Annotated in this window: 11 protein-coding genes and 1 pseudogene; 8 read left to right on the forward strand and 4 right to left on the reverse strand. The window is 43.4% G+C overall.

Going from position 1 to position 10,832, the window contains the following annotated elements; genetic code table 11:
* Both CXF61_RS14085 and yaaA read right to left on the reverse strand, forming a co-directional pair.
* A pseudogene (locus tag CXF61_RS14085) lies at window positions 1-240 on the reverse strand (transposase); the annotation flags it as partial.
* Window positions 241-385: 145 nt separating this feature from the next.
* Window positions 386-1,198, reverse strand: coding sequence for a peroxide stress protein YaaA (gene yaaA, locus CXF61_RS00465; RefSeq protein ID WP_165596759.1), 813 nt, complete (start codon window positions 1,196-1,198; stop codon window positions 386-388).
* 497 nt (window positions 1,199-1,695) lie between these two features.
* Here yaaA and CXF61_RS00470 point away from each other — a divergent pair, with 497 nt between their 5' ends.
* The 6 genes from CXF61_RS00470 (at window position 1,696) to CXF61_RS00495 (ending at window position 6,465) form a co-directional block, all read left to right on the forward strand.
* The gene (locus tag CXF61_RS00470) at window positions 1,696-2,847 is read left to right on the forward strand and encodes a Re/Si-specific NAD(P)(+) transhydrogenase subunit alpha (protein WP_165596760.1); all 1,152 of its coding nucleotides are present in this window, start codon (window positions 1,696-1,698) and stop codon (window positions 2,845-2,847) included.
* 115 nt (window positions 2,848-2,962) lie between these two features.
* Window positions 2,963-3,298 carry a proton-translocating transhydrogenase family protein gene (locus CXF61_RS00475; RefSeq protein ID WP_219621845.1) on the forward strand — a complete coding sequence of 112 codons (336 nt, stop codon included), beginning with the start codon at window positions 2,963-2,965 and terminating at the stop codon, window positions 3,296-3,298.
* Window positions 3,295-4,695, forward strand: a complete 1,401-nt coding sequence (locus tag CXF61_RS00480; protein ID WP_102092432.1) for an NAD(P)(+) transhydrogenase (Re/Si-specific) subunit beta — start codon at window positions 3,295-3,297, stop codon at window positions 4,693-4,695. The genes CXF61_RS00475 and CXF61_RS00480 overlap by 4 nt, the downstream gene beginning before the upstream one ends.
* Window positions 4,696-4,974: 279 nt before the next feature.
* Entirely contained in the window at window positions 4,975-5,511 is a 537-nt protein-coding gene (locus tag CXF61_RS00485; RefSeq protein WP_165596761.1) for an acyl-CoA thioesterase, read from the forward strand.
* 175 nt (window positions 5,512-5,686) lie between these two features.
* Window positions 5,687-5,896, forward strand: a complete 210-nt coding sequence (gene iscX / locus CXF61_RS00490) for a Fe-S cluster assembly protein IscX (RefSeq protein ID WP_021812734.1) — start codon at window positions 5,687-5,689, stop codon at window positions 5,894-5,896.
* A 65-nt stretch (window positions 5,897-5,961) separates the two neighbouring features.
* Complete coding sequence (locus CXF61_RS00495; protein ID WP_165596762.1) at window positions 5,962-6,465, forward strand: GyrI-like domain-containing protein; 504 nt, start codon at window positions 5,962-5,964, stop codon at window positions 6,463-6,465.
* A gap of 141 nt (window positions 6,466-6,606) precedes the next feature.
* Here the strand turns inward: CXF61_RS00495 and dapE are convergent, their stop codons facing one another.
* Entirely contained in the window at window positions 6,607-7,824 is a 1,218-nt protein-coding gene (gene dapE, locus CXF61_RS00500) for a succinyl-diaminopimelate desuccinylase (protein ID WP_165596763.1), read from the reverse strand.
* Between the two features lie 62 nt (window positions 7,825-7,886).
* On the reverse strand, window positions 7,887-8,642 hold the full coding sequence (locus tag CXF61_RS00505; protein WP_165596764.1) for a 2OG-Fe(II) oxygenase: 756 nt from the start codon (window positions 8,640-8,642) through the stop codon (window positions 7,887-7,889).
* A 141-nt stretch (window positions 8,643-8,783) separates the two neighbouring features.
* On the opposite strand from CXF61_RS00505, the gene CXF61_RS00510 reads away from it, so the two are divergent.
* Window positions 8,784-9,671: a 23S rRNA (adenine(2030)-N(6))-methyltransferase RlmJ gene (locus CXF61_RS00510; protein ID WP_057758888.1), complete on the forward strand. Its 888-nt coding sequence runs from the start codon at window positions 8,784-8,786 to the stop codon at window positions 9,669-9,671.
* A gap of 26 nt (window positions 9,672-9,697) precedes the next feature.
* Entirely contained in the window at window positions 9,698-10,612 is a 915-nt protein-coding gene (gene pssA / locus CXF61_RS00515; protein ID WP_227526555.1) for a CDP-diacylglycerol--serine O-phosphatidyltransferase, read from the forward strand.
* The last annotated feature ends 220 nt before the right edge of the window (window positions 10,613-10,832 follow it).

The following is a 10,832-nucleotide window of genomic DNA, read 5'->3' on the forward strand; positions in this document are numbered from 1 at the left end:
CTCTTTGTTCTCGCGTTCAAGCTCTTTGATACGCTCTTTGTCACTTTGAGCCTGCACTGAGGCGGGAATGGTTTGGTCTATGTGCTTTTTATGCCAGGATCGCAGGGTCTCAGGCGTACAGCCAATCTTAGGTGCAATGGCTTGGATAGCTGATCATGTGGAAGGATAGTCGCTCGACGCTTCAATCAGCATGCGAATGGCGCGTTCTTTAATCTCAGGAGTGTAGGTTTGTCTTTTCATTGTCGTATTCTCTCAGAATGTTGAGTCTCCGACAATACGGGGGCGGTTCAGAACCTAAAATGTTTAGTGGTTGGAGAATAAAAAACCCATCATAACTTTCGGCTTATGATGGGTTTTTTATAATTGTGACTCGTATTATATCAAGCTACTGATCCGCCGCATCTCGTCTAAACGTCCACGTCTTATTATCGGACGTATCTTCACAGTAATAATATCCTGCCAAATCAAACTGCTTTAGCTGCTCAGCATTGGTCAGCTTGTTATCTGCTGCATATTTCACCATCAAACCACGGGCTTTTTTGGCATAAAAGCTAATTACTTTATATTGACCATTTTTCTCGTCTTCAAATCGTGGCGTGATAATGTCTGCCTTTAGTGCTTTTTTCTTTACCGCCTTAAAGTATTCATTTGAAGCTAAATTAACCAATGTTTTGTCATCGCTGTCAGCCATACGCGCATTGATAACGTTAGTCACTTCCTGGCCCCAAAACTCATAAAGATTGTCACCGCGCTCATTTTTCAGCTTGGTGCCCATCTCTAAGCGATATGGCTGGATAAGATCGAGTGGCTTGAGTACTCCATACAGCCCAGACAAAATACCTAAGTGCTCATTGACGTAAGTGGCGGTATCTTTGTCCATATGATACATATCAAGTCCAGTATAGACATCGCCATCGAATAAATAGCCTGCAGGTTTGGCGGCATTGTCAGAGGCATCGTTAGTAAACGGTTGCTCTTCGCTCCAATGCCATTGTTGATTGCGCGTGGTATTAAGCTGAGCCAAATCGTCAGATATACTCATCAGTTCTTGTAGGTCAATAGGCTCTTTTGACTTCAGTACTTTCATCAATTCTTGTGAGCGTTTGATTAGCTCAGGCTGACTATAATAATTGCCTAAATTTAATGGTATAGCGTCTGTTTCGTTCAGGGATTTTGCAGGGGAGAGCAAAAAATACATGGTTATTCCTTATTATAATGAATCGATGACGAGTTTTTTCGAGTGTCAAGTATTCTTATTATACGGTATGCATGGGTGGAACTTGACTCAACCTTGATTATTTTGTGTTTATTGACGTTATTTGTTTAATAAAAGAACGGATTTAACATTAGGAAATAAATGGAGGTAGGCCTGTATCTATAAGGGTTAAGCGTTTTTTGGAAAAATAAAAGGCTTTAATATACCAACAAAAAGTATGCCAATGGTGTAAATACCTAAATTTTTATTTTACTTGTGGGTCATCATTAGACAATGAAACTTGACGAACGATATCTCTATAATAAAAAGGCATGATGGTAAAGTAGCTATCATTTATTAAATTGATAACCTTTGATCGCTGTAATGGATTAATCATGATCAGAGGGTTTTGTCCCCTGTGCTTTTTAAATGTGCGTTGAGGGTATTAAAGGTAGTCGTGAGACGTAAATATAGTCATTAGACGTAAGTAAGGAGACGGTATGAAAATCGGTGTAATCAGTGCAGATATCACGAGCGAGAGCCGTGTAGCGATAACCCCAGACGCAGTCAAAAAATTGCGTAAACTTGGGTTTGAAGTCGTCATTCAGTCAGGTGCAGGCCAAGCAGCATACTATGCTGATGAGTTGTATCAGGCTGCGGGTGCCGACATTGCCAGTAGTCGTACCGAGGTGATTACCCAGTCTAAGATTATTACCACCGTCAATGACCTACCAGCGGAAGCCACTGAAAGCTTGTCGTCTGGTCAGATCGTCATTGGCATGCTTGACCCGTATCGCAACACTCAGCTTGACACTTATGCAGCCAAAGGCGCGACAGTCTTTGCGATGGAGTTATTGCCTCGTACACTGTCACGTGCACAGAATATGGACGTATTGTCGTCACAAGCCAACCTTGCTGGTTATAAAGCAGTATTGCTAGCGGCCAATGAGTATTCGCGTCCTTTCCCGATGTTTATGACTTCAGCGGGTACGGTTAAGCCCGCCAAAGTCGTTATCCTAGGTGTTGGTGTTGCAGGTCTACAAGCGATTGCGACAGCCAAGCGTTTGGGTGCAGTAGTAGAAGCCAGTGACCTACGTCCGACCGCTCGCGAGCAAGTGGAATCACTCGGTGGTAAATGGCTTGATGTGCCGATGAGTGCAGAAGAGGCTGAAACAGCTAAGTCTACCGGTGGTTATGCATGGACGCCATCAGAGCAATATGTCAAAGATCAAGCGGCTGTCGTGGACAAAGCATTGAGCAACGCTGACATCGTTATTACCACGGCGCAAATCCCTGGTCGTAACGCACCGCGTTTGGTACATGGCGCAACGCTTGCCAAAATGAAGGCAGGTTCTGTACTGATCGATATGGCTGCTGGTACTGGTGGTAACGTTGAAGGCAGTGTGCCTAACGAAACCATCACCACAGACAACGGCGTACGTATCGTTGGTGCCGCCAATATTCCATCTATGCTAGCCGCACAGTCTTCAGATTTGTATGCCAATAATCTTGTTAACTTTATTACGACATTGATTGCACCTGCTGGCGATGACGCATCGGCTAGCTTGGCACTTAACTTAGACATGGAAGACGAGATTCAGGGCGCACTGGCAGTGACACATGACAGTCAGGTACGACTGGCCAAACGCTAGTTTGAACAGTCTATTACCACATATTTTGTCACTACACATTTGCCAGTAATGAATAAATTTTTAGGAGGATTAGATGATTGCCACTATTTTAGCTGCAGCGCCAGCCGGTGCGGCCATGAGTAGCACACCATTTGTAGCGATTTTCACTGTATTTGTGCTCGCTATTTTTGTCGGATACTACGTGGTTTGGGGCGTAACGCCTGCATTACATACGCCATTGATGGCGGTAACCAACGCTCTATCAAGTATCGTCATCGTGGGTGCGATGCTACAGACTGTCACGATTGATGGTTCAATGTTTACACCGACCAGCTTGCTTGGTGCCTTCGCGGTATTTTTAGCCAGTATCAATATCTTCGGTGGCTTTGCGGTGACTGAGCGTATGCTTGCGATGTTTAAGCCGAAAGTGAAAAAAGCACCTGTAGCAACAGAAAATGGAGGTGACGCATGAATGATTTCTCAACAATGATTGCGGCAAATGCAGATTGGTTCTATCTAGTCGGCGCTATCCTCTTTGTTTTAACGTTACGTGGTTTGTCTAGCCCAAAGACAGCGATTCGCGGTAACCGTTTTGGTATGGCAGCGATGGCGATAGCCGTTGTGACAACCTTCTTTTTAGCAGAAGGCCCTGTGCTTTGGTTGATTATCGGGGCGATGGTGTTGGGTGCCCTTGTTGGTATGTGGAAAGCGAAAACAGTCGCAATGACTCAGATGCCAGAAACAGTTGCTTTGATGCATTCATTCGTTGGTTTGGCAGCGGTTGCGATTGCACTTGCGACGGTATTGCACACTGAACAGCAGCATGGCGCCGTTGCCCGCATCGAGCTATTTATCGGTTGCTTCATCGGTGCAATTACGTTCTCAGCCTCAGTCTTTGCCTTTGGTAAATTAGCAGCGAAAAGCTGGGCGAAGACACTGGTCGGCGGCTGGGTAAAACCGGTTCAAGCGCTACTATTTATTGCGATGATTGGGTTCGGTGGCGTCTATTTCGTCACTGATTCATTACCAGCATTTTATGCGATGGCAGTGATTGCCGTTATCTTTGGCTGGATGTGGATTGCGCCAATCGGTGGCGGTGATATGCCGGTGGTTGTATCACTACTGAACTCATTCTCAGGTTGGGCAGCAGCAGGTATTGGTTTTACCCTTGGCAACTCGATGCTGATTATCGCAGGTTCGCTGGTCGGTTCATCAGGTGCGATCTTGTCTTACATCATGTGTAAAGCCATGAACCGCTCACTACTTAATGTCTTATTTGGTGGTATGGGCACGTCAGCTGTGGCAGCAGGCGGCGATGATGGGGCACCGAAAAACTACAAAGCAGGCTCAGCAGAAGATGCAGGGTTCCTCATGTCTAATGCTAGTAGCGTAGTCATCGTACCAGGTTATGGTATGGCGCAAGGCCGTGCACAGAATGCAGTAAAAGAGCTATATGAGTTGTTAAAAGAAGAAGGTGTTAACGTTCGTTTTGCTATTCACCCGGTTGCTGGTCGTATGCCAGGTCATATGAATGTCCTATTGGCTGAAGCTGATGTACCTTATGATGATATTTTAGAAATGGACGAGATTAACTCAGATTTCGCAAGTACAGATGTGGTGTTGGTTATCGGCGCAAATGACGTTGTAAACCCATCTGCGAAAGACGATCCTACTTCTCCAATCTTTGGTATGCCGATTTTAGAAGTCAGCAAAGCCCAGACGGTTATGGTCATCAAGCGTTCAATGAGTACTGGTTATGCAGGTTTGGATAACAGCTTGTTCTACATGGACAAAACCATGATGATCTTTGGTGATGCTAAGAAGATGGTAGAAGAGATGGTACGTACTATCAATGGCGGCGGTCATTAATCTCTAAGCTATGTTTTTAACCATGATTATTTACAGATAAGTTTTTAGATAAAGAAAGTCACTGAGGTGGCTTTTTTTGCGTTAAAGTGGGCGGCATTTATGAGCCGACTATAGACTGAGGTTTTTCCAGTTACGGTCAGTTGTTTAATAATCACAAAATTAACTGTGCTCTATGTACTTAGTATACGATTTGCGCTTGATTAACCTTTTAACCCATCTGAATAGCTTTAACGATAGACGATTACCAATTATAAATACGATGAAATAAGAGAAAAATTTATGAACATGCTACTGCGTTTTTTTATTATGGTTAGCTTGCTTAAACAACAGCTCAAGCATCAATCGACGAGCGAAACTATCAATCTAGAGACATTGACTGCACCGACTGTACGTCATTATCGAATTTTGCCACACGATATGGGGTTTCGCGATCATTTACCCAATTACCGTTATTTATCATTTATTGAGCTCAACGTCACGCGCTGGGTAAAGGCGTGCTGTCACCAAAAAGGCATTAAGCCGCTCAATTGGGTGATTGCCATGCAAGAGATGATTTATCTTAAGCAAATTAAATTTTTGGATAAAATGACGCTTAGCAGTGCAGTTGCAGGATGGGATCATAAGTATGTGTATTTTGAGCATCGGTTCTTTGTTAAAAATCAGCTGATGGGCGTTGGGATGACCAAGTTTGTTTTTACAGATAGTAAAGGTATGCGCACACCAGAAGTATTAGACATGATGGGCGAGCAATTGACAGATACGATTAACACATGGAATGAGCACCAAGTCGCGGTAAAATCGACTAAATCAGTCTAAGCCATATCGCAAACCATTATTGAAACCCAGTATTGAAAAACAGCATCGTAAAGTAACTTGGCTATAATCATTTGCTGAATTTTGATAGGATAGAGCCCATCAAGTCATCAGTATTAGGACGATGGCATCCTTTTCAAAATGATGATTCTCAAAACGACTAAAAAAAGGTACCGTTATGACCCCACAAAAATTAAAATGGACAGACAGCTTAGATATCGCGATTGAGCTTTATGAAAAATTCCCAGAAACAGATCCGCAGTATATTCGCTTTACTGATTTGCATCGCTGGGTCACTGAACTTGAAGGCTTTGATGATGATCCACAAAAATCAAATGAAGGCATCCTAGAAGCCATTCAAATGAACTGGATTGATGAAGCCGATTAATCGATTCGATCTGCCAGCATTGCTACAAACAGAAAACTAAATAAACAGATAAAAAAGGCCGCATCATGACCTCACAAATTAAAGAGCTACCAGAAGCGATAGCTTGTCGCGGTATCAGCGTTCGTACCACTAATAACGCTGAGATAAGCCATGACACTGCCAAGCTTGGCAGATTATGGCAGAAGTTTTATCAAAATCACGCGGGTGAACTCCCTGAGGGTGAAGACATTTATGGTGTCTATCACAACTACGAAAGCGATGATCTGGCAGGAGCGTTTGACGTTGTGGCCAGTTGGAAAGTAGCCAGCGAGCAAGATGCACAATCAGAAAGCGACAATGTGGCCAATGCTAGTAATGTAGTGACGGTTGATATTCCTGCAGGAAAGTACTTGGTATTTTCTGAAGAAGGTTATATGCCTAACACTGTGATGAATGCATGGGAAAGTGCTTGGGAATATTTCAATACGCCGGATTGTGAGCATACCCGAACGTTTGCTGTAGATTTTGAGCATTATATCGGTGGTAACTTAGAATACGGTCAAGTTGATGTCTATATTGGTATTGAATAAAGCTATTAATTGACTTAAGTAACTTAAGCTGATCAAGCCATTTTTGATAAAATAATGACAAAAAAAGCGCTAACCTAAACTAGGTAGCGCTTTTTCTTTGGGCAGATGTCATCAATTAGACAGTCGCAATTAATACTACATTTAATCTAGCAACAAATTTTCCAAAATCCCTTCGTAAATCTGCGCAAGCTTTCCTAGGTCATCGACTTCTACTTTTTCATCTACTTGGTGAATCGTTGCATTACGTACACCCAGTTCGACGACTTGGGCACCTGTTGGCGCGATAAAGCGTCCATCGGAAGTACCACCAGAAGTTGATAATGTCGTATCAACATCGGTTACTTTTTTGATCGCATTTTGACAGGCCGAAACCAGTTTTCCTTCAGGGGTCAAAAACGGCTGACCAGATAATTTCCAATGAATATCGTAGCTCGCTTTACTGTTGGCAAAGTGCTTATCAAAGATAGCATGCGTTTTTGCCTTTAGTTCATCTTCAGTCGTTTCAGTTGAAAAACGGAAGTTAAAGACCACGTTTAGCGTTTCAGGAATGACATTGGTTGCGCCTGTGCCACCATTGATATTCGATATTTGCAATGATGTGGCTGGGAAGTAGTCATTGCCATTGTCCCATGCGGTAGATGTCAATTCTGCAAGTGCAGACATCGCCGCATGAATTGGATTAGATGCCAGATGTGGATAGGCGACATGGCCTTGTTTACCTGTAACGGTAAGCTCTGCACCTAGCGAGCCACGACGACCGTTTTTGATGATATCGCCTAACGTATCGGTACTTGATGGCTCGCCAACGAGACAGTAGGTGATTTTTTCTTGACGAGCTTCTAAAGTTTCGATCACTTTGACCGTACCATTAATTGACGGCCCTTCTTCGTCCGAAGTGATTAAAAAAGCAATAGAGCCATTGTGCTCAGGATGATTGGCGACGAAACGTTCGGCTGCAACAGTAAAAGCTGCAATACCCGTTTTCATATCGGCGGCACCGCGTGCCCACAGATACCCATCAGCGATAGTTGGAGTAAACGGAGGGTAGGTCCAGTTTTTCTCATCACCTGTTGGTACGACATCAGTATGTCCAGCAAAGCAAATCACTGGATCGCTAGTACCGCGGCGTGCCCATAAGTTTTTGACTTCAGCATGTTCACCGCTTTGTTTTCTATCACCAAAATACATAAACTCGCAATCAAAGCCTGCCTGCTCTAACCGTGCTGACAACATATCTTGGCAACCATCGTCATCGGGCGTCACTGAAGGGCGCTCTAACAGTGCAATACTTAAATCTAAGGTTTCTTGCTGATGAGTTGTGTGTTGAGATGCGCTTGATTGGTTATGAGAGTCAGACATGGATAAGCCTTTTGTATAATAAATTAAGATGGTAAAGATAAATAAAGAGTAGAGGTTACATGCTAAACGGCTACTTCGACAAAGGGTACAAGACCGTCACGGCGCATCCAAGTAGCGATAGAGTAGCGTTGGCGATGCGCAGTTTGTACTTGATGACGTAAATCGCTATCAAAAATGATTAGTCTATTGGCAACTGGCATCACTTCATGGTGCGTGCCATGCTTATCAACGACTTCTAGTGCGCCGCCGTCAGTTGTTTCCCAATCATCATTAAGATAAAACACTGCCGAGATAACCCGTTCATCACGTCCAGCAGGGTTGTCACTGTGCCACTGATAGCCAAAGCCAGTCGGATAGCACGCATAATGTGCTTCACTATGGCGAATACCAGCGAATAAACTACGATTGAATAGCGAGGCCAAAGCATTGATGCTTTGTAGATAGTAATAGCCTGCAAAAAAGTCTTCGGTAATCCAGCGTATTCTATCACCGCGAATATCACTGATGCGAACACCAGCGGTCAGCTCTGCATCACGATAGTCAATAAAACCGCTTTCTGCTTGTAGTGCTAACAAGGTAGTACTATTAAACACATCATCAATGATGAGCCAGCCGTCAGTGACAAAGGTATCGAGCTGTTTATCCGTCAGCTTATCTTCCCAGCCCACCGCAAAGTCAGACATTTGCAATACGTGCTGAGTAGGAATTTTTTGGCTATCATTATGAGTATCTGGCAGCAGTAATGGTGGATTATCCTGACCTATCGGATGATCAACGACCAACGCTGTCTTGTTAAGGTTGCTAATAATCTGCGTCATTTCATCTCATTATTATCAATCAGCTGTCAATATACCGTCATTCAATGCGTTTTTATTGAAAGCACTTACTAAAACCACATTATCTTTTACTCTGCCTATGCTACCATAGATGCAATTTTTCTTATTTAAACTTTTGAGATTATGAACTATAAACACGCCTACCACGCTGGTAACTTTGCTGATGTGGTTAAACACATTTTATTGGTACAACTGCTTAATCAACTGGGGCAGAAAAACAAACCGTTTTATGTGCTTGACGCTTATGGCGGTCGTGGACTGTATTCACTAAGCAGTGAAGAAGCGCGCAAAACAGGTGAGGCCAAAGGCGGTATTCAAGCTTTTCTAAAAGCAGATACCGAAAAGGCACCAGCTGCTGTCAAAGATTATATGGAAGGCATCAAGCAAGCCAAATTCACTTACGACAATAAAGTCTATCCTGGTTCGCCATGGTGGGTGGCCCATCACGTCGAAAAAACCGCCGCTAAAAAGCCTGATGCTGGCGTGCGTGCTGAGGCTTTTGAAGCCAAAGCGACTGAATACGATGCGTTAAACTATCAGCTACATAAGTTGCCAATTGGTATCCAGCATCGTGATGCTTTTGAAGGTATCACCGCTGTTATTCCACCAAAAGAAAAGCGCGGTTTGATTTTCCTTGATCCTCCTTATGAGCAAGAGCACAAAGATTTTACGCGCCTGATCGATTTATTAGTCGCGGCTTATAACAAATGGCCACAGGGCACTTATGCGCTTTGGTTCCCAATCAAAAACATCGAAGCCGTAGAGCTCTTCTATAAAAAGCTCAAACGTACTGAAATGAGACGTCAGTTGGTTTGTGAGCTAAACATTTATCCTAATGATGTTGCGGTTGGTCTGAACGGTACAGGTCTACTGGTTATCAATCCGCCATGGCAGTTTGATAACCATGCACGTGAGATATTACGTTTCTTACAGCCAGTACTAAAAGTAGAAGACGCGCCAAACTTGACGCCTGATAGTGCGACCAATGTGCGCTGGCTCGTCGGCGAATAGCAATAACGGCCAATAAGGATATTAAGATGACGACTCAGCCACCTATCGGCCAGCCGAATAATGCACCTGTGAACAATGCGTCCTTAAATGACGGCTCGCTGCAAGATAATGCAGCGACACAGCCACCGTTTATTGATGAGCACGAGTTTAATATCCGCCTAGCGGATAACGACAGCTATGATGGTTTGACATTTGAGGTGATTGAAGCTGAAGTAGCCGAAGGTAAGCGAGTGGTTAGTCGCGGTGTCTATTTGGCACCCAATCTGATCACTACCTTATCGCTACTGTCAGGCTTTTACTCGATTTTGGCGAGTACCCAAGGCGAGTTCTATAAAGCGGCTTTGGCTATCTTTTTATCCGCTATTCTTGATGGTGCAGATGGACGTGTCGCACGTATGCTCAATGCGCAAAGTCCATTTGGTGAGCAATACGACTCTTTAGCAGATATGCTAGCGTTTGGTGTTGCCCCTGCTATTTTGATTTATAGCTTTGCTTTAGAGCCTTTAGGTCGTATCGGCATTGGGTGTGCATTTGTCTTTACCGCTTGTGCTGCTTTTCGTCTTGCACGCTTTAACGTTCAGGTCGGCATCGTCGATAAAAAGTACTTCGTTGGTTTAGCTAGTCCGCTGGCTGCTATATTGGTAACGTCCGCTGTGATGGTCGCAGTCGATCATAATGAGTGGATTGGTCAATACGATACAGCTGTCATGCTATTGTTTGCAGCTTGGGTAGTGATTTGTGGTCTACTGATGGTCAGCAATGTCAAATACTATAGCTTTAAAGAATTTGATAAAAAGAAAGTGCCTTTTGTAGTGCTTATCATTGGGGTGCTAGTCATGAGCATCGTGCTCTATGATATTCCTGTTGGTATCTTAGCGATCGGCATTATCTACGCGTTATCAGGTATCGTGACTACGATTAAAACGAAAGTGAAAAGTTGAACGTTGTATTTAGATTTTATATAAAGGAACTTACCGTCAGGTAAGTTCCTTTTTTTACGCACTCTATATACTGCTGAAGTACACCAGCCCATATAAAAAAGCTAAATCTATAGATATAAAAGACAGTATTTAAAGTTTGATAGCGATAACAATGGGTTAGGTTAATGCGATATCACTAATAGAAAATAACAGAGATTATTTATAGAGTTTCCTTGTTTTC

This window comes from Psychrobacter sp. 4Dc (assembly GCF_002836715.1).
Lineage (GTDB): Bacteria > Pseudomonadota > Gammaproteobacteria > Pseudomonadales > Moraxellaceae > Psychrobacter.